This window comes from Haliscomenobacter sp. (assembly GCF_965225875.1).
Taxonomy (GTDB): domain Bacteria; phylum Bacteroidota; class Bacteroidia; order Chitinophagales; family Saprospiraceae; genus Haliscomenobacter.
Map to the genome: position 1 here is coordinate 405,267 of NZ_CBDDBS010000001.1, position 26,074 is coordinate 431,340.

Genomic DNA, 26,074 nt, shown 5'->3' on the forward strand with positions numbered 1-26,074 from the left:
TATCACTCATCACTACATCAATTGGCGTTCACCAATTTTCCAGACCCCGACACGCTCACCTCTACCTGAGGTTTGCCGCGGTAGTACACGTCGCCGGAGCCAGAAATTCTGACATTCAGGTTATCGCTCACATTTACTTCGGAGTTGCCGCTACCACTTACGCGGATATCTGCATCACGGGTTTTTAGCTGGAAAGCGAATAAATCACCGGAGCCACTTACGGTATGTTCAATACTATTGGACTCGCCTTCCAATACCACTCTGCCCGAGCCACTGATCCGGCTGAAGACATCATCGGCTTTAAGGCCCACGTCGATTTTACCAGAACCTGAAATGCTCAAATCGATGTCGTCCACATTCATGATGTTGGTACTGGTGATGCTGCCCGAGCCACTGATGCTCAGGGAGCGAATCCGGGGCATGGTGATGAAGATGGTCAAATCGTCCCGATGGTTTACACAGCGGTCAAAATCGATTTCCCAAATCCCGTTCCGTACGTTGGTTTTCAGTTCAGCGATGATGTTCGATTCTCCTTCTACGGTAACTTTAAAACTGTCACCTTGAGTAATGATGACTTCTGCCGAAATGTCGAGGTCGACGCCAGTAAATTCAGGCAAGTTCAGCGTTCGAGATACGGTATTGCCATTGCCACGAATACATGGGCCAAAGCCGTCATCAAAATCAAAATCGCAGGAAAACTGCGTTAAAGCCAGCACTAGGCCGAAAGTCAAAAACAAGATCCTTTTCATAACAGTCAGGTGTTTATTAAAAAAATTACGGGTTATTGCTTACAAGAGTCGGTCGAAAAAAAATACAGCAAAAAATTAAAATCCTCCAAAACGCAAGGTCAGTCCCCAGTGTGAACCGCTAAAATCGTCGTTGGTGTAGCCACGGTTTTCATTGGCACCGCGCAGAAAGCGATAACCAACGGTACCTGCTACCCGAAACCAGCGGGCAATGTTCAGCTCCAAACCTGCTTCGGGGGTCATTACAAAAACCTGGTCCGCATCGCGGAATTGAAAATTGGGGTTATCCACTGGGATGTCCACTGCGCCCCAACCAAAACGGCCACTGGCGTACAAGTGGATCAATTTGTTCGTAGGCACCGTGATACCCAACCACAAACCACCGTGGCCGATGTCGATTTTCTCCAGGGTGTTGTTGTCGAGCAGGTAGTCAAAATCCACACTCCCCACGCCATAACCACCCAGGAAGAAGTTTTTGAATACAATCCCGCCACCACCACCTACGGAGGTGCCAATTTTGTTGTCGTTCAAACCGTATTCAAAAATCATGCTCCCAAAGCCCCCCGTTACATGGCTACGGCCAAAGAGAGTTTGTTCCTGGGCAAAAATGGCTCCACAACAGAGGAGCATAAACGCGGTGATGATGAAGCTTTTCATAATGTTTGAGCTTTGTAGTTAGTGAGACAATACAAACTGAATTGCGGAGGCAAAAAAAGCCCTCTTTGCAGCACAGACAACTCCACGCGGCAATTCAATTTGACAGTAAAATTCAAGGGAAATTTCAGGAAATCAATTCCTTAGCTTACAGGCGAATACCTGCGTTGAAACCGATCCAACCCTGGCTGCGTTTGTTCGCATCCATCTTGTCGTACAAAGTAGTTTTGGGGATGAGCTCGCTGCCTCCAATGCCCAGTTCAGGATCCTTGCGACTGGACACCAGCAGGTTGGCCGTTGGCCCCGCATAAATACTCATCCGTTTGCCCAAACGCCAGTCGAAAAGCAGGCGAAATTGGTGCAGTTGGTGTAGTGGTCGGGTCCAGCCTTCACGCTCGTTTACTTTGATAGTGATCAGTTCCAAATTGCTCAGGGTTCGTTTACCCAGGCTGAAAGCGGCACCGATGCCGTAGCCCAAACCCCAGGTCAACTCTTTGATGCTCTCTTCGGCGTTGTTACCCGGGTTTTGCGCCTCGCTGATCCGCGCTCCCAGATAGAAGATGTTGTAAAATGGCTTTACCCCTATTTTAAATGCTAAATTTCCTAAAAAAGATTCGCTGGTGGACAATTCAACCCGATTGTACCCTTTCCGCACGAGGTTGAGCAGTCCAATCGTAACTCCACTGACGGTATCTGCCACGTTGATCAAACCGATTTGAACGCCTTTTACCTGACGGGCTACGTTGATGATAGAGCTCAATTGGCCATTGTTTACATCCTTTGCGATGTTGAACAAGGGGCTCACCTGCAAACGAGTTCTACCTCCACTGACGTTGAACAAACCGCCTACTTGCACTGCGCGAGAGTTTTTGCCAGCAATATTGAATAAACCGGCGGCCTGAACGCCCGCAAAATCGTGTCTGGCAATATTAAACAAGCCGGCTCCTTGCAGCGCAGCTCCCCGTCCCAGGATGTTGAACAAACCTGCACCCTGCACCCCTATCATGGTGTCGCTGGCAATGTTGAACAAGCCTGCTGCCTGGGTACCCAGTACGTCATCGCCAACGGTGTTGCCCAGGCCAGCAATTTGGATGCCTTGCACGTCATTGCGGATCGAATTCATGATGCCACCAATTTCCAGGCCTTCTACTCCACCGTTGTGACCCCATAGTAAATTCACCGAGACGCGGTTGGTCGTGCGGGCGCTTTGTACAAAATTGGATCCCAGGAAAGGCAGCAAGGAAATTTGGGCCAAACGTGGGAGGTTTTTCTTAGGGTTGATCACCACACTGATGCTATCTGCAGTCGAATCTGGATTGGGGATCAGTGCAGCCGCGACTTCTTCTTCCACCAACAAAGCCGAATCTATCACCAGCGGATCGAAACGCTTAGCTGTCAGGTTTTCTACCCTTTTGCTTTCAGTGTTCGAAGGAAGTTGTTGTGGTGTAGGTCGCCCGGAAATGGTAGGGGACTCCCAACGTTTTTTGCGCTCGGCAATCATTTCTTCCATCCGTGGATCGGCGTAAAGGGGACTTTGCTGGTCAACTTCTTTCGGAATGGTTTTATTGGTAATCCGGGGCGGCGGATTTTTTTCTACCGGACGCAGCACAATTTGTCCACCGATCGGTTTGTAGGCCACAGGTAGAGGGTCAAACAATTTATCCAAAGCCTCTGAAAGGGCGATATTGCTGACGCTAATGGTAATGGGTTGGGTAGTGGGAATGTAATCCGGGCTATACACGAAGTATACGTCGTGGTCGGCGGAAATATCTTCAAGAACCAGTTTAAGTGCCAAACGATTATAGGAGAAGCTGACTTTACGTGCCAGGTTTTGCCCATGCAATGACGCTACACAAAAATACAAGATCAGGGCAAAGGAAAACGGTTTCATGTGTAAGCTAAGTGAAATGGGCAAAATAGGGCTTCCTTAGTAGCAGGGCAAAAATAAGTGCTTATTTTTATTGCCCCTTACTGACCGCCACCAGAGATTATAAAGACATCGCCTTCAACGGCCAATTTGCTGGTAGTTGACACCGTAATGATGTCCAATGCTTCCAGAGCTTTCATATCGCGGGTAAAACGGGCACCATTGATGGTCTTATTAAGGATAGACTCGTCTGCATCAATTTGAATATTGTAGAACTTCTCTACGGCTGGAATCACCTCAGATAATGCGGTTCCATTGGGAAATGCTATCGTGCCCTGCTGCCAAGAATCGACATCCTCGGTAGCAACGTCCTGCGCTTTTTCCAGGGTAGCACTTTCATTGGCGTATACGCCGGTGTTGCCCGGTAAGAGTACCAATGCCGGGTTTTCTTGTTGTGGTGTTTTTTCCACCTTGCGCACTTCTACCCTTCCGGTTTTGACACTTACTTTTACTTTTGCTTCATCAGGGTAAGCGCGTATATTGAAGCTAGTGCCTAAGACGCGGGTTTGTACCTCACCAGTTTCAATCACGAAGGGGTGTTCAGGATCTTTTTCGACATCAAAAAAGGCTTCGCCGCTCAGGACAACCTTGCGGATATTCCCATCGAAAGTATAGGAAAGGGTAGAATTTTCGTTGAGTTCAATTTGGCTTTGATCGGGTAGCGTAATGCTGCGACTCTGATTGTCAGGAGTGCTGAAGGCCAAAGTTTCGGGTGTGGTATCCCGCATAAAAACCCACCATGCTGCTACGACCAATACTGCAACTGCTGCAGCTGCCGACCAGGCCCAGTTCAAACTGCGCACTTTGGGCTGGGATACGACTTGCAGGGCTGGTTTTGCGGTACTCACCATTGGTTCAGCCACCAGAGTAGGCTCCCCCAACTCAATGCGGCTATCCAATGCAGCCCAGGCTTTGGATAAATTGACCGGGAATTCGGGCTCTGGACTGGTTTCGCTGAGGCTCCACAATTGGACCATCTCCTCAAAAACCTCGCGGTTTTGAGGACTGGCTTCTACCCAGGCCATAAGCTCGCCTTCTTCTCTGGCGCTCAATTCGCCCGAGAGGTATTTGCCAATCAGATCCTCTTGTAAAGTATGCTCCATTGTAAACAGAATTATGGTCAATGGTAGGGATGTGAAAAACGCAGCAGCACCCCTATTCTGTTCTGCAATTTTATGAAAAATTTATGATTTTTTTCGACTTAGCTTCCAAACAGCCAGATTAACAGCAAAATATGCAAGTACCCATGCAATTCTTGCCGCAGTATTTTTAAGGCTTTACCCATTTGATTCTCCACTGTTTTGATGGAAATGCCCATTTGATCCGCAATTTCCTGATAACTCATTTCTTCATAACGGCTCAATTGAAACACCATGCGGCATTTGGGTGGCAGGCCATCAATGGCGCTACGGATGTTTTGTTCCAGTTCGGAATGCAAGTAACTGTCTTCAGCAGTGCCGGAATCGCTGATTTGTGCAGAATGAGGTTCAATTTCTTCAGTGAAGTACTTGCGGCTGCGCAAATAGGCCAAACCTTCATTGACCGCCATACGTCGTAAATAGGCATCCAAGGAGGAAGTGATTTCAATTTGGTGGCGTTTTTGCCAAAAGCGAAAAAAGACTTCCTGGGCAAGGTCTTCCACAATCACCGAATCCTTGATCAGGCGAAAAATAGCGCCACAGACTTTCTGGTAGTTGTCCTGAAAGATCTCCTGAAGCGCGCCTTTGTCGTCTGTGCGTAGGCGATGCAGCAATTGTTGTTGTAGGTGTAAACGGTCCACTTGCATAGGTTGGTATCACATGACCTGGCTGCAAAATACGAGTAATGTGCAAAAAACGGTGCATGCTTCGACTAAAGTTGCAAATGTGTGGAGCTACGAACTGTATTTGCAACTTGCTGCACCATTTTTTTATCCATTCTACCCAACTATTTCCTATCCCCTGGCATCATTAGATAAAAGCAGCCGCACGGCTCTTTTCTTGTAAGTAATTCGCTGACTGTTTTTTTATATTATTCTCGTTGCAATTTGGCCCAGGATGGGTAGGGACAAGCAGGAGCGTTTGTCCCAACCTGGGGTTTTGAAAGGTATTCCAACATTTTGGCGAAATAGGCCTTATCTTTGTTTACCATACAAAACCACAAGCCCAATGACTCTGCGCAGAAAAATCCTCCTCGGCATTTTACTTCTCGTCCTAGTTGCCGTCGCCTGGAACGGCCCCTACTACTACAAATACGCCCAGGTAGGTGCCGCCTACAACGCCAAAATGACCTGCTCCTGTGTGTTTGTTTCCGGCCGTAGCTTGAACTCGATTGAAAAAGAGGATTTGTACGCCATCCCTTTTACTACCCAAACCATCGACCGCCGTGCGCATACGGTGACTTCCAGCATCTTTGGTCTGGTGTCCAAAACGGCATTTTACCGCCCGGGTTTGGGTTGCACCCTTTTGAATGAAACCACCCCTGGCGATCTGCGCAAACAAGCCCGGCTAAAAATCCCCCGCATCGCGGCACAGGAATTACCCGATTCTACGCTTCCCGATTTCATCAAAATAAACCTTGAAAAAACCCTGGATTGGGCTTTTTCCGAACCTGATAGTACCCGTCCAGTACAGACCCGTGCCGTGGTCGTCCTGCACAATGGCAAGGTGGTAGCCGAGCGCTATGCCGATGGCATCACCCGCAATACTCCACTGATTGGTTGGTCAATGACCAAAAGTGTCACCAATGCCATGATCGGCTTGCTGGTGAAAGACGGTAAACTCAGAGTAAGTGCTCCTGCTCCCATCAAGGAATGGAAAAACGATGAACGCGCCGCCATCACCTTGGACAACCTCCTGCGCATGAGCAGCGGCCTGGATTTTGAAGAAGACTATGGCAAAGTCAGCGATGCCACCAACATGCTCTTCCGCGTGCCAAACGCCGGGCAATATGCCATCCAGTCGCCCCTCAAGGTCAAGCCGGGTACAGAATGGTATTACTCCAGCGGCACTACCAACATTTTGCAGGAATTGATCCGGCGGCAGTTTAAAACCTTGCCTGCTTACCTCGCTTTCCCTCATCAGCGTCTATTTAAAAAATTGGGCATGAGTACGGCCATTATGGAACCTGATCCTTCCGGTTTGTACGTAGGTTCTTCGTACATGTTTGCTTCGGCACGGGATTGGGCCAAGTTTGGTCAATTGTACTTGCAGGATGGACAATGGAAAGGTGAACAGATTTTACCTAAAGGCTGGGCTGCTTATTCTGGGAAAGAAACTCCGCATTCGGATGGGCTTTATGCTGCACAATTCTGGATTGGCTACCGTAAGGACGGCATGCCCCAGGATTTATACTATGCGGATGGATTCGAAGGGCAACGGGTGTTGATTGTGCCTTCCAAAAATCTGGTGGTGGTGCGTTTGGGCTGTACGCCGAATGGTGAAAACTTTGATGATGTTCGGTTTTTCAAGGAGATTTTAGCAGAGTTTTAAACGAAACAAAAAACATTCAGGAACCTAAAGCTTGTTCTGAAGGTTTTTCATTAAAGTCCTTAAATTTTTGCTTCAAGGTTACTGCAATATCCAATCAACAGCTTTTTTTATTTGCTCAGCAGATGATGGCTCTTCCACATCGGGTAAAACATTTGAGCCGTATTTTTTTAATGTTCTATCAGCCATTACAGATACGGTTAAGTTGAGTGATGCGCCGTCAGACAAAGAATAGGTAGCATTTGCGGTACTAACGCCGCAGGTTCTGAGTCCAAAGCTTTTAGTGTTAGGGGCATTTTTAAATGCTATCGCAATAGCTTCTCCAGAACTGGCCGTCGCATTGTCGGTTAATACAGCGACTTTGGTGGATGAGTTGATTAGTTTGTAGGGATTCGCTATTTCAAGTATTTTATTGCTGTCAATTTGAGCAATTCCGTTTGCATAAGACCACTTTGAAACGGCATTTTCACTTGTAATAAAGGCTCCACAAACCCCATTCCCAAGTATCGGGCCTACACCTACCAGCATTGGCCACATGTTTCCCCCTAAATTACCCCTCAAATCGACGATCCAGCCTTTTAGTGTTGGTTTATCCAAACTTTTGATTTGGGCTTGAATGTTTTGAGCATGTCCTTTGCTAAGTTCTAGATTGCCAGAAAAAGTTTGTATTCTGATATAACCAATTTTGTCTGTTGGTACCTCAACCAAACCGATCTGAAGGGGGGCACATTGCCCTACAAACCCACTGAAAACTTTGCCATTTGCTGCCGTATACATGGTATGGTCGTCTTTTAAACTGGAAATTGCATATTGAATAGCAATTCCAATCTCAGCAATAGAATTAAATCCTAATGCCTTGGATTTTACGTCTTTTTCAAGCTTAACCCAATCAATAGTACTTTTATTGATGGAGTTATTTTTCATTATAGTCAATAATTCATTCAGGTATCGTTCAATATAAGGATTAAGTGTTTGAACCTCTTCCTTTTTACTACAAGAGAAGACAAGTAGGAAAAATAGAGTGTATAGAATAAATGTGGCGTTTGAGGTTCTGATTCTCAAAAACATATACCTGTTTTAGTGGTGAATACATTAAGATTTGATAAATGTAATCAAATCACTGCTTGTGTGCGTAAGGGAATAATTGATTTAACACATTTTTAACGAGCTTATAGGCATTAATCTCTCTATGACCTACCGCTCCAAGACATAACGTCCACTCGCTTTATCCACTTTATATTTCACTATTTGCTTTTGGGTTTCAAAAAAATCATACGCTTCCCCCAAATTATCCCAAAACGGCAACAACTCCGGTCGGTTTGTGGCCAGCAGATTTTGCCGATTTTCCGGCGTCATCCGGCAGGGGAAAATGTGCACGGGGATTTGCTGCTGCCCAGCATCTCTGGCATCCGCAGCCAGCAGGTACAACTCCCGGATTTTTTCATCGGTAATGGGCAAACAACCCACCGATACACAATTGCCGTGGATGTAGATTTCACCACCCGGCTTTTTGGGGTCTGACAAAATCCGGTCTGATTCATTGGGGTAATTGATGCCCATCGAAAGGTGGTAACTGCTTTTGGGGTTGAACACCTCGATCCAATACAAACCTTCGGGCACCTGTAAGTCGCCTTCCTTGCGCTTGGGGCCAAGTAGACCGGGTACTCTGCAAATGGGATATGTGCGAAAATGGCGGAATTCCAGCGAATCCTGAATCCAGGCCTCCAGTTGTTGTTCGGATTTAAAGGCCCGAATGAAGATGGGGGCGCCAGGCTTGAATCCTTTTGCGACCAAGTCCTGCGCCAATTGCTCGCCAAGCAAATGCCGGGCTTGGGCTACCCGATCACCATTAAAATCATTTGCTGTATCCACTTGACTGTTGCATTGTACCGAACCCAACATTATAGAGAAGTATAAACAGGTTTGTAAGGCTTTGATCATGGCTTAGCATTTACCGCGTTTTGGGGAATTTTTAGCACCATTAACGCGCTAGAAAATCATAAAAATACTCAATGGTTTTTTCTTCCCCTGGTTTTAAGGTTAAGTCCCAGATGACCAAATTATTTTTATTCTGGGAGTTTAAGTTGGATGCTAAGGCAAGTGTTTTCCAAGGGATTGAAGAATTTTTGGGGTCACCTATAATTGGGCGTTCTATGTGAAGATTAACAGCTATCCGTTTGTCGTTTTTGAGGCGGATTTGCCCTTTTACTTTCACCAAATAATCATAGTCGTCTTTGTCTATATCTTCTCTATCAATTTCTAAATCAATAAAATCAGCTTGAATTTCCGGAGTGATCGCAACATTGGTAGTAGCCATAGCTTCAGCCGGAGTATATTCCATCAACTGTTGGCCTAAGGGAAGCCTTACACCTTGTTGGGTGTGGAAGAAAAATACCGGGCCTGTAGTAGTTGGTTTACCCAGTGTATTTTTAAACCTAATGGTATGCCATACTTTTAGCGATGAGTTTTGCTGGTCTTTGTCCTGCTCGTAATCTTCTGAATTGCCTGTTAATCTGAGTGTGTAGATGTCTTCATAATCCACCTGACTACTAGCTAAAGTATACATCCCTCTACAGGATTCACACAAGGATAAATCTTTCAATTGATAATAATATAAATCCCCGATTTCTTGTCCAAATGGAGCTGAGGCTAGGACTTGATTGCCATCATCCTGTATTGAACTTATCCTCATTTGACTCATGAAATCTTCTTCACGTTTTTGTTGAGGTGGGTTATTCATTCGTTCCAAATAATTGGCCAAACTCTGCCCAGAAACAATGGGATCTTCCCCATAAGCGTATTTAAAAGAAGGAATACCTACAATTAAATTAACTTTAGCACGATCAAAACTTTCTAGATCATTGATAATCTCCGCTTTAAAATCCAGGTTTGCTTTATGACCTGGAAGAAATTCAATTTGGTAAAAAGGCAGCCAAGTTATACCCCGGCGCAAATAGCTCAACTCTAACAATTGGTTGGGATGGTTATTTTCAAGATCCAGCTGAATTTCCCAAGGTTTTGTAAAGGGAGTTGACATTTTGGGATTCGGCAATAGAATTTTTTGGGTGTTGACAGGGGGATCAATAAATTTAAAATCCCGGATTTTTTTGATGGGTGCGAGAAAAAAATCTTTGCCATTATGCAAAAAAACCTCCTCTTCACTGACTGAAAAAATAGTACCCTCAAAGGCCCGATTTTCTTCTGGAAGAATAACTTTTACTTTTTGGCCCCGATTTGCTTTCAAAAGATCGTGAAAGGAGGTAATATGTTGAAGCAAGGTATCTGTGTCCGTCGGTTTGTTTCGCCGCTGGATTTGTTTGATGTGGTTGTTAGGCGCATTAAAATTTAGCGTCCCAATCATGAAAGGAAACCTGGCAGTCTGAACAGCATAGTGTGATTCGCTGCTCATTTCCATTGCCTTAGGGAATAAGAGATTATCCAATACAATACTTCCTTGCTGAGAAGTTGGGAAATAGCCTTGTTTTAAAAAAAGTGCATTCCCATTTTTAAAGAGACTAATTTCTTTGGTGGAAAAGCTGGCTTCTTGTGCATTTAAGAACATGGTGCATAAAAAGAAAGCACTAAGGCCGTAAAATTGGAGCTTTTGTTTTTTCATCTCTACTTTTTGAACAACAATATAATAGTGTATTTTATCAACTGCAATAATTGTATTAGAAACGGACAGTTTTGTACTAAAAACGGACAACATTTGAATAAATCCAGTGTATAAAAAATTGAAAATCAATTCTCTGTTTTTTTGGCATAATTATAGCCAACTTTTTTATCCGGGGCTATTGAACCTCTTCATGATCAATAATTTGGAAACATGTTGTACAACTATTTCGCCATTGGAATCCGCAACTTGCTGAAAGACCGCAGTTATACCCTGCTCAATGTATTGGGCCTGACGGTCAGTATTACTTTTAGCCTCTTGTTGATGGTGTACGTCAACGATGAGTTGAGTTACGACCGTTTTCACGACAAAGCTGAGCGCATCTTCCGCATCAGTGCGCACATTAAAGAAACAGAGAATGAATTCAATTGGGCCACCGCTCAAATGCTGACGGGTGAGACCCTGAAACGTGAATATCCAGCAGAGGTGCAGGCTTCCTTGCGCCTACTGCCCAACGACCGCCTGGAGTACCGCACTGGTCAGACTCGTTTTTTGGAGGAAAAATTTTACTTGTCTGGTGAAAATGTCTTTAATTTTTTCACTTTTCCTTTGGTGGAAGGCGACGCCAAAACAGCGTTAAAAGAGCCTAATTCAATTGTTTTGTCCCAAACTACTGCTGAAAAGTATTTTGGCAAAAGCAGTTCCTACCTTGGTAAAACCCTCGACAACAATCGCGGCGAAACCTGGAAAGTGACTGGGATAATGAAGGACATTCCTCAACACTCCCATATCCGTTTCGATGCCCTGATGGCCGATCATGATATCCGTCAATTTACAGCTGAAAATGGTGGCGCCTGGGGGCAATTTGCCGCCTACAATTATGTGCTTTTGCACCCAAAAGTTGATCCACAGGCATTTGAGACCAAAATTCGGGGCATGTACGACAAATACATGGCTTCGATTTTTAAGCCGCTCAAAATCAACATCAACTACGTTGTACAACCCATTACTTCTATCCACTTGCACTCGGTCATGACGCAGGAGCCCGAGCCCCTGGGCAGCCTGGCCTATGTGCGCATTTTGGGCATTACCGCCATTTTCCTGGTTTTGCTGGCTTGCATCAACTACATCAACCTCACCACGGCCCGAGCTACCCGCCGCGCCCGCGAGGTAGGTGTACGCAAGGCACTGGGCTCTACCCGGGGCAGTCTGGCCGCCCAATTTTTAAGCGAATCAGCTTTATTAGCGCTAGTTTCCGGTGTACTTGGCCTGGGTTTGGCCACTTCCTTATTGCCCATTTTTAATACCATGTCCGGAAAATTGCTCACGACCGGCGCCCTGTTTCAACCTAGCATTATGATTGGCCTGGCCTCCATTTTGGTACTGGCGGGTTTGATTGCGGGAAGTTATCCAGCACTGGTGCTTTCCGGTTTTCAAGCGGTGGCTGTATTGAAAGGAGATCAAATACGGAGTAGTGGCGGCTGGTTACGGCGGGCTTTGGTGGTCACCCAATTTGCAGCTTCCCTGATGATGCTGATTGCAACTGGAGTTATTTATGATCAATTGCAGTTTTTGAAAAATAAGGATTTGGGGTTCAAAAAAGATCAAGTTCTGGTGTTGCGCCCTGATCCAGGCAGCACTCGCCGTTCGGAGGTAGTGGCCTTCCGCGACCTGTTGAAGCAAAATGCAGCTTTAAGCGCGGTTGCTACCGCATCTGTAACTCCTGGTATTGATGTTACCTATAAAAACGTAGTGACCATTGAGGGCAACGAAGGTTTGAAAGAAGTAGGCATTGACATTGCTGGTGCTGACCAGTATTTTTTTGATGCACTGGGAATAGATGTGGTCAAGGGAAAAGGGTTTACGGGTCAATTGAGTGATACGCTGAATTCCATCGTCGTAAATGAAGCTTTGGTTAAAAAAATGGGCTGGGCTGATCCCATTGGCAAAAAAGCCAGGGTGTCGGGTGGCAATGATGCTCCTTTTGCCCAGGTGATTGGTGTGGTAAAAGATTATCATCAAAAATCCTTGTACAACCCCATTGAGCCTTTGATTTTTGTATATCGCCAGGCGGGGTTTGTGGTACATGCCCATGTCAAGGCACCTGATGTAGCTTCTGCCCTGAAAAGTGTAGAAAAAGACTGGAAGGCAGCCTTCCCGGCTCAGGAGTTTAAATACACGTTTTTGGATGACGAGTTCAATCAGCAGTTTTCTGCCGATCAAAAACGGGGTACTTTGTTTTCGGTGTTCTCTGGCTTGAGCATTTTTATTGCTTGTTTGGGCTTGCTAGGGCTGGTGGCTTATACCACGGAACAAAGACGCCGGGAAATTGGTATCCGCAAGGTGCTGGGGGCCGGGCAAGGTCAGGTAGTGACCTTATTGGCGCGGCATTTTATCATTTTGGTGCTGGTGGCAGGGGTGATTGCCATCCCACTGGCGGCCTGGTTTTTGCAGGGCTGGCTCAAGGAATTCCCGTACCATACTGCGTTGCAACCGCTGACATTTATCTTGTCGTTGTTGATTTTATTGGCTTTGACAATGGTGACGGTGAGTTTTCATACGATCCGGGCGGCTTTGGCGAATCCGGTGAAGTCGTTGAAGAGCGAGTAAAGGGCACGAAGAATTTTTCTAGAAACGCCAAAGCGACATATTTTCACAAAGGACACCAAGGCAGCACAAAGGACACAAAGGTGAGACGTTGACGAGGTTTTACATCTAAAATAAGAAAAAGCCCAGGTGTATTGCATTGTCAAAATCGCGTCTTTGTGTTCTCTGTGCTGCCTTGGTGTCCTTTGTGCTCATTTTTTAATTGTGATACTTGTAGCTTTGAGATGATTCATGTTACCAAACAATCAAAATACTCCAGGTTCAACCTAATTCCCAGCTCCTGGACGGCGAGCTGGGCTCTTCCTCCTGCTACTTGCCCCAGGGTTAACTGGTTTGGCCTTAATTGGAATTCTGGGGCCCGGTGGAGTGGAATCATTGCGAACTCCGGTTTTCCCGGGAGCACTTGTCCTCGCTGTTGAAGTGCTTGGCTTTTTCACTTTGACTCCAACTGGCAGGGGCTTATCATAGGGAGGTTCGGTATCCGGGCGTTCGGTGTAGTTTCGGGTACGCAGCCTCTCTTGGCCAAAGGTAACCGTGACCATCAAGGTGAACAGGCTTAACAAGAGCAAGATCTTTTTCATAAGGTTTGTGTGTTTTTGCTTAAAAATTACCTTACAAAACTGCTGGCAAAAAAAGACCCGCACCTCACCTAAATGGGTGATTTTACCTCGCCACAAATTTTCCCATCATTCTTTTTCCATCGTCGTTGCTCCAATTTTCCACCCCAACACCTTGGTAAACTTCCCAATTTTCTGCTGCTTTTGCCCAGCTTGTTCCACGATGATGGCATAGTCACCTGGGGCTACCGGATTGTCTGCGGCACGGCGCCTTCCACCTGAGGCTGAAGCCCGAAAATTCCAGGTGATTTCGTTCAGGCCTGCTTTGGGCAAAACTTTCCAGCTCCGCACCAGATTGCCATTGATGTCCTTGATGCTGACTTGTGTTGAGTCGCTGGCATTGCGGGTGTAATAGCGGATGCAGAGCCCATTGGGTTCGTTAGGCGTGCGGATGTGACGATTGCCGTAGAGCTGGTAATTCGCCAACTGGGTGCCTTCCAAACGCAGGGCTTTGGGTTCAAGGTCAAACAAATGAAAATTGGCATTGTCCAGTTCCGGCTTCCATTCTTGCAAGGCGCTGACGTCGGCCACAAAAATTCCCCGCCCATACGTACCCACTACCAAGTCATTTTCACGAGGGTGAATCAGGAGGTCGTGTACCGGAACACTTGGGGGCATATTGCTTTGGAAGTGCTGCCAGTTTTCGCCCCCATTCATGGAAACATATACACCCTTGTCGTTGCCTACGTAAAGCAATGACGGGTTTTTAGGGTCTTCGTGAATGACATTGACGGGTTTATCGGGTAGGCCTTGGGTGATCCTCTTCCAGGTTACCCCAAAGTCGGTTGTTTTGAACACGTAAGGTTTAAAATCATCCACCCGAAAGCCAGTTTTGGTGACATAAGCCGTACCCGGGCGATGTGCGGAAGCAAACACCCGGCTCACCCACAATTCTTTGGGGCCACCTACATCAATCAAAGCTGCCGTGCTTTCTATCCAGGTTTTGCCATGGTCTTTGGTCACCCAAACCCGCCCATCATCGGTACCTACCCAAATGACGCCAGTTTGCAGCGGCGATTCAGCGATGGTGGTGATGGTACAAAACTGAATGTTGCCCTTACCATTGATGCGGTGTGGATGGTTAGTGGTCAAGTCTGGGCTGATTTCCTCCCAGCTGTCACCCCGATCCAGGGAACGGAGTAACACTTCAGCACCAGTATAAATGATCGATGGATTATGAGGAGAAAGTCGAATCGGCGGCGACCAGTTCCAGCGGTATGGTTTTTGGCTGGCCGGGCGGCGGGGGGCAATGTTTTTGCGGGCACCCGTCCATTGATCCACCCTAATGTGGTTGCCAAATTGTTCTTCGTTGTACACCCAACGGTTGTTGCTGGGGTCGATTTGGTTGTACATGCCGTCGCCACCGCCTACGGGCACCCAGTTTTCGAGGGTAATTTCACCCGACCAGGCGTTGCTGGGGCCTTTCCAGGAGTCGTGGTCTTGCAGGCCAGCGTAGATATTGTAGGGCTCTTCCATGTCTACACCGATGGCATAAATTTCACCACCAGGGATGTTGTCGTAATAATCGCAGGTGATGCCGCCATCGTAGCTGAGGTGCAAGCCGCCGTCGCTGCCGAGCAGCATGCGTTGGGGGTTGAAGGGGTCGATGTACAGGGTACGAACATCGCCAAAAGCTTCGCGGAAAATTTTAGTGGTATCGGTCCATTCGATGCCTTTCCAGGTCTTGCCGCCATCGTAACTGTGTTGGAGATTCAGCCCGGTGACATAAACTTTTTGGGGATCCACCGGGTCAACGCGCAGGGTGTTGAAAGAATAGGCCGCTTTGCCCCCCACATTGTCTTCAGCGCGGTTGGTTTTGCGCCAGGTCGCTCCGGCATCATCGCTGCGGTACACTTCGCCGCCGATTTCGCGTTTTTGAGGTTCACGGCCAGCGTCAGTATCGGCTTTGCTTTCGGCAGGAAAAGGGTCGCGGAGGTTTACATTTTCAATTACGGCGTATACTACATTCGGTTTGGTCCGGCATACATCCAGGCCAATTCGGCCCAAGTCTCCGGTAGGTAAACCCTGGCTGAGTTTTTTCCAGGTTTTGCCTGCATCAACACTTTTATAAATCCCACTTTCCTTGCCTCCGGTGATCAGGGTCCAGGGATAACGGTATTTTTCGTAAGCAGCCGCGTAAATGACATTGGGGTTATTGACGTCCATGGCCATGTCTACCACGCCAGTATTGTCGCTGATAAAGAGGGCCTTTTGCCAGGTTTTGCCCCCATCGCTGCTTTTAAAAACGCCACGTTCGGGGTTGGGGCCAAAGAGGTGACCCATGGCGGCTACATAAACGGTATTCGGATCTTTGGGGTGAACCAAAATTTTGCCGATGTGCTGACTTTCGGGCAAACCACAATGGGTCCAGGTTTTGCCGCCATCGGTACTTTTGTGCAGCCCATTGCCACTGTAGGAACTGCGGGCATAATACGAATCGCCAGTGCCTAAGTAAATGACATTGGCGTTGGAAGGCGCAACCGCCACTGCCCCGAGGGAGTGTACATCGGGGTGGTTGAACACTGAGGTCCAGGTGGTGCCGTTGTTGCTGGATTTGTATAGGCCAGCGTTGCGCGTGGCCAGATAAATGGTGTACAGATGCTCGTTTTGGGATTGTTCGGGAACGGCAATATCCACCACCCAACAACCAGGGCGGAAGGGGCCAATGTTGCGGTAAGGCAGTTTGGACAAAAGCTCGCTAGATAATTTGTTCTGACCAAAAAGGGAAATCAGGATCCCAAAGAAAAGAAAGGTGCAGGTAAATAGACGTTGCATAGGTACGGTTTTGCGCTTTGCCCCAAAATAAGGAATCTTGTAATAACCGTATCTGTGTATCGCCCAACTACCTGAAAAAGCCAAAAGTTGCACGAAATGTCCTCCTTTGTGCAACTTTTAGCTTTTTTGTCAAGACGGGTTACGCTGACTAATTAGGCTTCCGACGTACTGGTTTGTGTATTCTTCTTCCCGTTGCCTGACCACTTCCAGCTTCACGAGCATTGTTTTCAGGCGCTTTGACATCCTGAATTTCAAAATTGCCCAGCTTGTCTTGCGTGGGCTGACCTCCAGTTTGGCCACTAGCCGCATCACGAGGGCTCTTGATGGTGGCATTCCCAACTGGTTTTTTCACCCACAACAAGGAATCATCTCTCCAGCCCGAAGGTTTTTTTGCGACTCTGGCGTTGGTTTTTGGGCGATCCTGAGCAAAAGTTACCGTTGCACACAAGGTGAACAATCCGAGCAAAAACAATACTTTTTTCATGTCAATAGGATTTTGAGATTCAATGAATTTGATTCAATCTTGAGTAGCTGTTTGAGCATTCGATTGAATACCCCACAAAGTTGCAGCAGAAAAAAGGGGCACGCCTCACCTAAATAGGTGATTTTTTCCTTCTACATTTACTCCCAGTCAAAATTCAAGCAAAAAATCACACTACTGAGCATTTTTGCTTATTGGAAGCGGAGGACATGAATAGCCCCTGGCTTCAGCCTGGGGTTGTCGTAATACCCTTTGATTTGGGCTTTAGCCCCAGTTAAAAATCAAGGCTAGGGCTAAAGCCAAATCAAGAGCGTCTCCATAACCCCAGGCTGAAGCCTGGGGCTATTCATGTCCTCCGAGCAAAATGCACAGTAGTGTGGGAAAGAATTCAGATTGTGTCGTTATGGATGTGCAAATTAAAGCCTCAAATGCAGAACACAACTCCTTCGATGTCATTGTACTCGGAGTAGGCTCGATGGGATCAGCCACTTGTTTTCATTTGGCCAGGCGTGGTTTAAAGGTTTTAGGATTGGAGCAATTCAGTATTCCTCACGACCAGGGCTCACACGCCGGGCAGAGCCGGATCATCCGCAAAGCCTATTTTGAGCACCCTGATTATGTGCCCCTTTTGGAGCGCGCCTACCAAAACTGGCAGGATCTGGAAAAGTTGACGGATACCCCACTTTACCATGAAACGGGGTTACTTTATTATGGCCCTCCCGAAGACGACATGATGCAAGGGGTGAAATTATCGGCCAGAACCTACGATGTGCCACTTGAGGTGCTGAATCAAGACCCTAACCAAAACAAGTTTCCCCAAATAAGCGTGCCCGACCATTACGAAGGACTACTAGAGCCCGGTGCAGGATTCCTCCCGCCCGAACGTGCCATCTTGTTGTACACCGATCAGGCAATCAAACATGGAGCAGTGATCAAAACCCAGGAAAAGGTTTTGAGCTGGGAAAAAAATCCCGGAGGTGGAGTCACCGTGATCAGCGATAAAGGAACTTATCATGCGGCCAAATTGGTCATTACTGCGGGGCCTTGGGCGGGGCATTTTATTCCTCAGCTTAAACCCAAGTTGCAAGTTACTCGCCAGGTATTGGCCTGGGTCATTCCTAAAAATCCACAGCCTTTTGAATTGGGCCAATTGCCTTGCTGGATGATTGTGGACGAAGTCAATCCGGGAATTTTATACGGGTTTCCAATCATGCCCGTCGGGCAGTTCAACGGGCCAATTGGCTTCAAGGCTGGTTATCATGTGCCCGGTCAGGTAAGCGATCCAGATCGAATTGATCGTGAAGTAAGCCAGGAAGAGGAGCAAAAAATCATTGATGCCTTGCTGCGTTTTTTCCCGGAAAGCTACCAGTCTACTCACGTGCTCAAAACCTGCTTGTACACCTATACGCCGGATGAAAATTTTGTGATCGACTTTTTGCCGGGCTTTGATCAGGATGTAGTCATTGCCGCAGGGTTTAGTGGGCATGGCTTTAAGTTTGCCTCGGTAGTGGGGGAAATTCTGGCTGATTTGAGTGCTAAAGGGGCAACTGCGTTGCCGATTGGCTTTTTAAACACTAGTCGCTTTTTTTAATTTTTTTCACCACTAAGACACGAAGACGCTAAGACACTAAGTGGTTAAAATGACCATACTTTGTGCCTTTGTGTCTTTGTGCCTTTGTGGCAAAAAAAATAACAGTGCCATTTCTTCAACTTACCAATCTACATACATGAAAAAAATCCTTTTCCTGCTGACTGCTATCTTGTTTTTTTCGCAAAAAAACGATGCGCAGAACTCGCTGCGTTACGTAAATCCACTCGTAGGGACTGACTCCGACTTCAGCTTGTCCACGGGCAACACCTACCCTGCGATTGCATTGCCCTGGGGCATGAACTTCTGGACACCCCAAACGGCACCCAACGGCGACGGCTGGCAATACGCCTACGACGCCAATAAAATCAGGGGCTTCAAACAAACCCACCAGCCCTCACCCTGGATCAACGATTACGGCGCATTTTCACTGCTGCCCATGACGGGTAAAAACCCGGAAGTTCGCGACAAAAAACGCGGCTCCTGGTACTCCCACAAAACCGAAACCGCCATGGCCCACTACTATCAGGTCTATTTGGCGGATTACGACTGCTGGGCCGAAATCACCCCCACCGAGCGGGCCGCCCAAATGCGCTTCCGCTGGGGGCAGGAAGGCCCAAAATGTGTGTTGCTCGATGCCTTTGACAAAGGCAGCATGGTCAAAATCATCCCAGCAGAACGCAAAATCATCGGCTATGCCCAAAATCACCACGGTAAAGTGCCGGATAATTTCCGCAATTATTTCGTAGCGGTTTTTGACCAGGACTTTGAAGGCTTCAGCACCTTCAGCGATACCATCGTGCTGAAAGATGCCAGTGTGGAAGGCAAACACGTGGGGGCAGTGGTGCACTTCAAACCCGGCGTTCGTCAAGTTGGAGTTAAACTGGCCTCTTCATTCATCAGCCACGAACAAGCCGAATTGAACCTCCAGCGTGAAATCGGCAGCGACGCCTTTGACGCTACCCGCGAAAAGGCCCGGCAAAGCTGGGAAAGAATCTTCGCCCGGATACAAGTACAAGGCGGCCTGGAAACGGACAAAATGAATTTTTACACCGCCCTGTACCGGGTCATGTTGTTCCCCCGCAAGTTTTTTGAATACGACGCCAAGGGACAAATGGTACATTACAGCCCTTACAATGGGCAGGTTTTGCCAGGGTATATGTTTACGGATAATGGCTTTTGGGATACTTTCCGGGCGGTCTTCCCGCTGTTTTCAGTGCTTTTCCCAGAGCTGGATCGCCAGATTATGGAGGGTTTGGTCAATACCTATAAAGAAAGTGGCTGGTTGCCGGAATGGGCCAGCCCCGGGCACCGCGATTGTATGATTGGCTCCAATTCCTCCTCCCTGATCACCGAAGCCTGGCTCAAAGGTATTCGGGGCTACGACATCAATCTCCTGTACGAGGCCATGGTCAAAAACAGCCAAGGCGTGGGGCCCTATTCTTCGGTGGGCCGTCTGGGTGCCGAGTACTACAACCGTTTGGGTTATGTGCCTTACAATGTGGGCATCAATGAAAATGCGGCCCGTACCCTGGAATATGCCTACGCCGATTATTGCATTTGGCAATTGGGGCAAAAATTGGGCAAACCCGAAGCGGCGACCTTCGCCAAACGCGCCCAAAACTGGCGCAATGTTTTTGACAAATCTAGTAACTTCATGCGGGGCCGCAACGAAGATGGTTCCTGGCAAACGCCCTTCCGCCCCGACAAATGGGGCGATGCCTTCACCGAGGGGTCTTCCTGGCACTACACCTGGTCGGTTTTTCACGACCCTTCCGGCTTGGCTGGAGCCATGGGTGGAAAAGCTCAGATGGCAGCTAAACTGGACTCCATCTTTAGTTCAGCGCCTACTTTTGACTACTCCTACTACGGTTTTCCCATCCACGAAATCACCGAAATGTTGATCATGGGCATGGGGCAATACGCGCATGGCAATCAACCGATCCAGCACGCCGTGTACCTCTACGATTGGGTGGGCCAGCCCTGGAAAGCACAAATGCGGGCCCGCGACATCATGAAAAAAATGTACCAACCCACCCCGGATGGCTTGTGTGGCGATGAAGACAATGGCCAGACTTCGGCCTGGTATGTGTTCTCCGCGCTGGGTTTTTATCCGGTATGTCCCGCTGCGGGGGAATACGCCATGGGGAGCCCACTTTTCCAAAAGATCACATTGAAATTGGAAAATGGCAAAACCTTCAGCATCGACGCAACAGGGAATTCGGAGCAAAATGTTTACATCCAAAGCGCGAAGTTGAACCAAATGCCTTGGACGAAAAACTTTTTGACGCATCAACAAATCATGCAGGGCGGGACTTTGCAGTTGATGATGGGGGCGAAGCCGAATACGCTAAGGGGCGTGGGTAAGGGGGATGTGCCTTATTCGATGAGTGACTTGTAAGGGTTCCAAAATTCCGGAGTTCCAGGGTTTGTGGGTAAGTTTTAGCACTTCGTGAACCCTGGAATTCTTGAACTTTTGAACTGCATATGGAAGGGTCAAGGCCCTTCCCATTTTTTGTTCAAATGAAAATCTAATTATTCAGGCCGCCACGCTTCCACCAGAACAATGGTATCTCTCAACAATAAAACGATGTACTTTCCATCAGGAGAAAACCGGGCATCAAAAGCTTCTTTTATACTGTTACCCTTGTAATATTCTCGTAAACTGTTCCCTTTTAAATCCCAGAGTGTGGCTGGGGTACCCGTGTACTTATTGCCGGTAAGAATGTATTTGCCATCGGGTGAAAAAGCAACACTATTCACACCGAAAGATTTATTATGAAAACTTTGCAGCATTTGCCCATTTAAATCCCAAATCTTTACATAGGCATCACCTCCACCTGTAAGAATTGACTTACCATCAGGCGAGAAAGCGACCGAAGTAACCTTACCAGAATGTCCTTTGAAAGTTTGCAACTTATTACCTTCTAAATCCCAGAGTACTGCTGTAGAGTCCAGACTACCTGTAACAAAACTTAGACCGTCCGGAGCAAAGGCCACCGAAGTAATATCTGAGTTGTGCCCAAAAAAGCCACTCCTTAATTTACCCTGCAAATTCCAAAGCTGGGCATATCCTGTATTTTCTCGGCCAACAAAAATGGTTTCGCCATTTGGAGAGAATGATACACAACTAATATCAAAAGGATCTGAAACCATTTTTGACCACCCAACCTGTTTTTGATCGTCCAATAGTTTAATAAAGCCATCCACGCCCCCACTCAGCATGTACGTTTTTTCAGCGCCAGTATGGAAAGCGATAACGGAAGAAAATTCAACGAGTCGGTGAGATGCTTTTAACGAATAATCCCAGGCAATTACCTCTCCATCTGTACTTAGCGTATAGAAAAGCTTTTCAGTAGGATGAAATGCCAATCGTTTAAAATTAGAAGGTGATCCGCTAATGGTATGCAACAATTTCCCTTGCGTATCCCATGATTTGATGCCATCATTTCCATACCCAACTATCAATTGCTTGCTCCGAGGGTTAAAAGCTGCTGCATACGGTGCTGCTCCAATTTTCTGTACGCCTTGCCCTTCTAGATCGGTAATTACGCCATTCCATATATCGCTTAAAAATAATTGTTTACCATCTGAAGAGAACTTAACCAGTGGCGAAAATTTGACTTCAGGTGGTAAAGAGGAAGGTGGCCTAATGTTTTTCAGCATTTCACCTTTAAAACTCCATAGTGAGATGCTATTGTCTTCAAACCCAAGCATTATTTTTTTATCCTTCGAAATAGCGATGCTCTTAAGTCCCTTCTGATTGGATATTATTTTGGAAAGGAATTTTCCTGATGGCTCCCATAAGGTGACATCCCCCTTTTTATCTCCAATCAAAATATTTTTCCCGTTTGATGAAACTACAGCTGTAACAATGGAGCTTCGAGTGGAAAATTTACGAATTAGGGCTCCATGTTTTAAATCCCAAACCATGATCATGGAGTCTGTACCGATTGCAATGGCTTGGTGGCCATTCGCAAAAAAAGCAAGTTCAATGCATTTTTTAGGACCTCCAGATAATAACTGGATAGGTGTGCCATCGATATGCCATTGGATAAGCCGCCCTTTGTAACAGGCAGCTAAAAAAGACAGGCCATCGGGTGCAAAAGCCAGACTATGTACCTCCCAAAGATCTTTTGCCGTAAAACTTTGTAGCAAAAGACCTGTTGAATCCCAAAGTTTAATGTAATTACTCTCCCTACCTCCTGATACGAACATATCCCCTGCGGGCGAAAATGCCAAAGCTGTAATAGGATCGCGTTCAAATTGAAAAGTTCGCTCTTGCTGGCTTGGCTTTGACCAATCCCAAACCTTTACTTTGTTCTGGTTATCCAGCGTAGCCACCCATTTCCTATCCGGTGAGACTCTTGCCTTTTTTAGGTACTCCCGATACCACAAAGCCTCAGAGATTGTAGAAATAATTGGATAAGGCACCCCCTGTATGCGAATCATACCGTCATCACTTATTGTAGCAATTTGGTCCTCTGCTACGAATTTTGCCATGATTATCGGAGCGAGGTGCCCCCGAATGCGCCGAATAACTTTTCCCTGCTTATCCCACAATATGGCCATCGACAATCCTTCATGCGTGGTAAGTAATTGTTCTTCATTTAAAGAAATAGAGATGCTTTTTACCTGACCAAATTCAGATTTAAAAGAACTTATCAATTCCCCTTTTGCATCCCAAATTCGGACTGTGCTATCCATACTTCCGGCTATGATCAATCGATTATCCTGAGAAAAGGTGAGTTCGGTAACGTTTGCGGGATATGCTTTCCGAGACGTATTATACGCTTCAAATTCTTTTTTCATCCAGCCTTTTCGTTCTTCTTCACTCCCCAATTCCATCAGAGCATCGTCAGAAGGTTGGATCACATTTGGCTTGCCTTTCGCTACTGATTTTGAGCTTAGTTGTTGAATGATCTCACCATCTAAACTCCAAATAAGAACTTCACTATTCTCATATCCAGCTACAATTTGTTTACCATCAAATGAAAAAGCGATAGCCGTGACCTTGAAAACGTGATCTTGGGAATTGAACCGCTTGATTCTTTTACCTTGATTATTCCATATTTCGATGTAACCACCATGCAGGCCTGCAGCAATTAAGCTACCATCTGAAGAGTAATCCAAACAATAAACGGAGTTCCAGGTATTCAATTGATAAAGATTAATTCCGTCCATTGTGTTCACACGAATGCCATTGGAAGTTGCTGTTGCAATGTACTTGCTGTCTGGAGAAAAAGTTAGCGCTGTAACTTCACTGTTATGCTCAATACTAGCTTTTTGGGCGAAAAAAGGTACAGTCCCTAAAAGTGGTAGCAGGAATAGGAGTTGAAGTTTCATAATGGCTTGTTGTTATTGCGGTAAATCAATGGTGATTTTGTGTAAAATTATAGTCTACCCGAGTTCGAAATACCTTAGAATTTGCAAATATCCGAAAATCTAACTATTGGTTAACGTAACCTAAAAATCATTGTTTACAAAAAATTTTGCGTAAGTACTTGACTTAATCATTGAAGCTCTTTACTTTTGCCTAAAATTACCCATTTGGGTAAATTCAGCCCATGAAAGAACTGAGTACTGAGGAAAAGATTGTGCAAGCTGCCAAGGAAGTATTTACTCAAAAGGGGTATGCAGCTGCCCGTACTGAGGAAATTGCCCTCCGGGCTGGGGTCAACAAGGGACTCTTGCAATACTACTTCAAGGGCAAAAGTAAGGAGAAACTCTTCAAAGCCATTTTTGAAGAAGCTTTCCTAAAAATGACATCCCGCATTAATATCATCTTCGAAAGTGAAGATAGTTTTGAACACAAAATTGAATCGGTGTTGGACGCTTATTTCGACTTATTGCTGGAGAATCCAAATTTACCCGGTTTTATCGTCAATGAGTTGCATACCAATACCCATGCCTTTGTGGAGGAAATCATGCAAAAACCCAATCGGCCCAATCCACTTCCCCTGATCATGCAAATCATGGAAGAAGTGGCCCAGGGTAAAATACGCCCCATCAATCCGGTACACTTGATATTGAATGTGTTGTCGATGACGGTTTTTCCTTTTATTGCCCGGCCTTTGTTCCAACGGGTGGTAAATGTCAACGATGAAACCTTCATGGACATGATGCGCCAGCGGAAAGCTGAAATTTTGGATTTTGTGAAACACGCTATAAAACCGTAATGGAATGACGAATAGCTCGAATGACGAATGACGAATAGCTACCGCAGCGTTTTTGACAAGGACATTGTCTAAGTCCCTGCGGTAGCCATTCGTCATTCGTCACTCGAAAAACTCGTCATTCGAAAAACCCTGATCTATGTACAGGTATATCTTACTGGGCTTGAGTGCCCTTATTTTTTGCCCCGCATTTACCCAAACAGGTAAATTATCCGTGGACAGTTGTTACGCCATGGCCAAGCGGAACTACCCGCTGCTGAAGCAATACGCCCTGATCGAAAAATCGAGGGACTACTCGCTCGAAAATGCCGCCAAAGGAACCCTGCCCCAGCTCAATCTGGCCGGACAAGGCACGTACCAGTCGGAGGTGACCAGGATTCCAATTTCCTTGCCCAATCTGGAGATTCCGACCTTGAGCAAAGACCAGTACAAATTGTACGCCGAGGTGGCTCAGCCCATCACCGACCTCTTTACGGTCAAATACCAAAAAGAGCTGATCAAATCAAATGCCGAGGTGGAAAGTCAAAAAATTGAGGTGGAGCTGTTCAAGATCAAAGAACGGATCAATCAGCTTTTTTTTGGCATCATCCTGGTCGATGCCCAAGTCCAACAAACGGAGTTGCTCAAAAAAGACATCCAGCTGGGGATCGACAAAACCAATGCCGCCATCGCCAACGGCACCGCCCTCAAAAGCAGCGTCAACGCCCTGAAAGCCGAATTACTCAAGGCCAATCAGCGGATTATTGAACTCAAAGCTGCCCGCAAAGGCTACCTGGACATGCTTTCCTTGTTCATCCATCAACAATTGGATGACAACGTAGTACTTGAAAAACCAGCGGTACTGAGCGTTTCTTCCAGCATCAATCGCCCCGAGTTGCGCTTGTTCAGTGCGCAACAACGCACCTTCGAGGTACAAAACAAGCTCATCACCGCCAGAAACCTGCCTCGCGCCAGTTTGTTCCTGCAAGGTGGCTACGGCAAACCTGCGCTGAATGTGCTCAACAATGCTTTCGATTTGTATTACATCGGAGGTCTGCGGCTGAATTGGAACCTTTCGGGCTATTACACCGCCAAAAATGAACGAAAAATCCTGTCGATTAACCAGGACATCATCGGGCTGCAACGGGAAACCTTCCTGTTCAACACCAACCTCAACCTTAAGCAACAAAATGCCGAGCTGAGCAAATTGCAGGAGCTGATTGCTTCCGACAGCGAGATCATCCAATTGCGCGAAAGCATCAAAAACACCGCTAAAAACCAACTGGATTTTGGCACGGTGACCAGCAACGACTACATCACCTATTTGAATGCCGAAGACCAGGCCAAACAGGGCTTGCTGCTGCATCAAATTCAGTTGCTGATGGCTCAGTACAACTACCAAACCACCGTAGGCGCTGGGGAACAATAAATTACCACTTTTGCC

General features: G+C 46.6%; 18 protein-coding genes. 6 read left to right on the forward strand and 12 right to left on the reverse strand.

Annotated features, from left to right (window positions below; translation table 11 throughout):
- Positions 1 to 17: 17 nt before the first annotated feature.
- The 5 genes from ACO08K_RS01560 to ACO08K_RS01580 all read right to left on the reverse strand — a co-directional run bounded on the left by ACO08K_RS01560 (position 18) and on the right by ACO08K_RS01580 (position 5,113).
- Positions 18 to 749 (reverse strand): head GIN domain-containing protein, encoded by a 732-nt coding sequence (locus ACO08K_RS01560; RefSeq protein WP_421794627.1) that lies wholly within the window; start codon positions 747 to 749, stop codon positions 18 to 20.
- Positions 750 to 824: 75 nt separating this feature from the next.
- Positions 825 to 1,403: an outer membrane beta-barrel protein gene (locus tag ACO08K_RS01565; protein ID WP_421794628.1), complete on the reverse strand. Its 579-nt coding sequence runs from the start codon at positions 1,401 to 1,403 to the stop codon at positions 825 to 827.
- 145 nt (positions 1,404 to 1,548) lie between these two features.
- Positions 1,549 to 3,291, reverse strand: a complete 1,743-nt coding sequence (locus ACO08K_RS01570) for an STN domain-containing protein (protein WP_421794629.1) — start codon at positions 3,289 to 3,291, stop codon at positions 1,549 to 1,551.
- Between the two features lie 77 nt (positions 3,292 to 3,368).
- On the reverse strand, positions 3,369 to 4,430 hold the full coding sequence (locus ACO08K_RS01575) for a FecR family protein (protein WP_421794630.1): 1,062 nt from the start codon (positions 4,428 to 4,430) through the stop codon (positions 3,369 to 3,371).
- A 98-nt stretch (positions 4,431 to 4,528) separates the two neighbouring features.
- Complete coding sequence (locus ACO08K_RS01580; RefSeq protein WP_320029804.1) at positions 4,529 to 5,113, reverse strand: RNA polymerase sigma factor; 585 nt, start codon at positions 5,111 to 5,113, stop codon at positions 4,529 to 4,531.
- Positions 5,114 to 5,474: 361 nt separating this feature from the next.
- Here ACO08K_RS01580 and ACO08K_RS01585 point away from each other — a divergent pair, with 361 nt between their 5' ends.
- The gene (locus tag ACO08K_RS01585) at positions 5,475 to 6,797 is read left to right on the forward strand and encodes a serine hydrolase domain-containing protein (protein WP_421794631.1); all 1,323 of its coding nucleotides are present in this window, start codon (positions 5,475 to 5,477) and stop codon (positions 6,795 to 6,797) included.
- A gap of 78 nt (positions 6,798 to 6,875) precedes the next feature.
- Here the strand turns inward: ACO08K_RS01585 and ACO08K_RS01590 are convergent, their stop codons facing one another.
- The 3 genes from ACO08K_RS01590 to ACO08K_RS01600 all read right to left on the reverse strand — a co-directional run bounded on the left by ACO08K_RS01590 (position 6,876) and on the right by ACO08K_RS01600 (position 10,539).
- Entirely contained in the window at positions 6,876 to 7,856 is a 981-nt protein-coding gene (locus tag ACO08K_RS01590; RefSeq protein ID WP_421794632.1) for a S41 family peptidase, read from the reverse strand.
- A 132-nt stretch (positions 7,857 to 7,988) separates the two neighbouring features.
- Entirely contained in the window at positions 7,989 to 8,735 is a 747-nt protein-coding gene (locus tag ACO08K_RS01595; protein WP_421794633.1) for a L,D-transpeptidase family protein, read from the reverse strand.
- Between the two features lie 40 nt (positions 8,736 to 8,775).
- Positions 8,776 to 10,539: a hypothetical protein gene (locus ACO08K_RS01600; protein WP_421794634.1), complete on the reverse strand. Its 1,764-nt coding sequence runs from the start codon at positions 10,537 to 10,539 to the stop codon at positions 8,776 to 8,778.
- An 81-nt stretch (positions 10,540 to 10,620) separates the two neighbouring features.
- Here ACO08K_RS01600 and ACO08K_RS01605 point away from each other — a divergent pair, with 81 nt between their 5' ends.
- On the forward strand, positions 10,621 to 13,017 hold the full coding sequence (locus ACO08K_RS01605) for an ABC transporter permease (protein ID WP_421794635.1): 2,397 nt from the start codon (positions 10,621 to 10,623) through the stop codon (positions 13,015 to 13,017).
- 263 nt (positions 13,018 to 13,280) lie between these two features.
- Here the strand turns inward: ACO08K_RS01605 and ACO08K_RS01610 are convergent, their stop codons facing one another.
- The 3 genes from ACO08K_RS01610 to ACO08K_RS01620 form a co-directional block, all read right to left on the reverse strand.
- Positions 13,281 to 13,595, reverse strand: coding sequence for a hypothetical protein (locus ACO08K_RS01610; RefSeq protein WP_421794636.1), 315 nt, complete (start codon positions 13,593 to 13,595; stop codon positions 13,281 to 13,283).
- 105 nt (positions 13,596 to 13,700) lie between these two features.
- Entirely contained in the window at positions 13,701 to 16,406 is a 2,706-nt protein-coding gene (locus ACO08K_RS01615) for a VPS10 domain-containing protein (RefSeq protein WP_421794637.1), read from the reverse strand.
- A gap of 148 nt (positions 16,407 to 16,554) precedes the next feature.
- A complete protein-coding gene (locus ACO08K_RS01620; RefSeq protein WP_421794638.1) occupies positions 16,555 to 16,890 on the reverse strand; it encodes a hypothetical protein in 336 nt (111 codons plus the stop codon).
- A 373-nt stretch (positions 16,891 to 17,263) separates the two neighbouring features.
- On the opposite strand from ACO08K_RS01620, the gene solA reads away from it, so the two are divergent.
- On the forward strand, positions 17,264 to 18,478 hold the full coding sequence (solA, locus tag ACO08K_RS01625) for an N-methyl-L-tryptophan oxidase (protein WP_421794639.1): 1,215 nt from the start codon (positions 17,264 to 17,266) through the stop codon (positions 18,476 to 18,478).
- Between the two features lie 136 nt (positions 18,479 to 18,614).
- Positions 18,615 to 20,876: a GH92 family glycosyl hydrolase gene (locus ACO08K_RS01630; RefSeq protein ID WP_421794640.1), complete on the forward strand. Its 2,262-nt coding sequence runs from the start codon at positions 18,615 to 18,617 to the stop codon at positions 20,874 to 20,876.
- Positions 20,877 to 21,010: 134 nt separating this feature from the next.
- Here the strand turns inward: ACO08K_RS01630 and ACO08K_RS01635 are convergent, their stop codons facing one another.
- Entirely contained in the window at positions 21,011 to 23,821 is a 2,811-nt protein-coding gene (locus ACO08K_RS01635; protein ID WP_421794641.1) for a WD40 repeat domain-containing protein, read from the reverse strand.
- Between the two features lie 221 nt (positions 23,822 to 24,042).
- On the opposite strand from ACO08K_RS01635, the gene ACO08K_RS01640 reads away from it, so the two are divergent.
- Entirely contained in the window at positions 24,043 to 24,654 is a 612-nt protein-coding gene (locus ACO08K_RS01640; protein ID WP_421794642.1) for a TetR/AcrR family transcriptional regulator, read from the forward strand.
- Between the two features lie 136 nt (positions 24,655 to 24,790).
- Complete coding sequence (locus ACO08K_RS01645) at positions 24,791 to 26,059, forward strand: TolC family protein (RefSeq protein ID WP_421794643.1); 1,269 nt, start codon at positions 24,791 to 24,793, stop codon at positions 26,057 to 26,059.
- Positions 26,060 to 26,074 lie beyond the last annotated feature (15 nt).